The sequence below is a fragment of the Tenacibaculum sp. AWR4_210 genome (assembly GCF_056160945.1).
Window position 1 is genome coordinate 1 of record NZ_JBSWYF010000056.1, and the last position, 403, is coordinate 403.

General features: G+C 67.2%; 1 protein-coding gene. It reads right to left on the reverse strand.

Going from position 1 to position 403, the window contains the following annotated elements; all coding sequences use genetic code 11:
* Positions 1 to 403, reverse strand: a 403-nt coding sequence (locus tag ACXAG7_RS20000; protein WP_476667930.1) for an ABC transporter ATP-binding protein, incomplete at both ends; no start/stop codon positions are given.

The following is a 403-nucleotide window of genomic DNA, read 5'->3' on the forward strand; positions in this document are numbered from 1 at the left end:
GTCTCATAGTGCTTGGCGACGCCGCGCACCGACATGATCGCCTGCTGGTCGCGGTCCTGCGGGCGCGAAACCTCTTTGCGCCCCTCGGCCCAGAGCGTCGGCAGCTCTTCGATCAGCCCGCGGGTGTAATTGTGCTCGGGCCCGCTGACCAGCGCCTGCGGCGCCTGCCGTTCGACAACCCGGCCCGCGTGCAGCACCATCACCTCGTCCGCCGCGTCGCAGGCGACGGGCAGCGAGGAGCAGATGAACAAAACCGCGGTCGAGAAATCCTCGTTCAGCTCGCGCATCAGCTTGAGGATCTGCGCCGCCACCGTCACGTCGAGCGGCTGGGTGATGTTGTCGGCGATCAGCAGCGCCGGGTCCGAGATCAGCGCATCGACGATCATCGCGCGCTGCATCATGC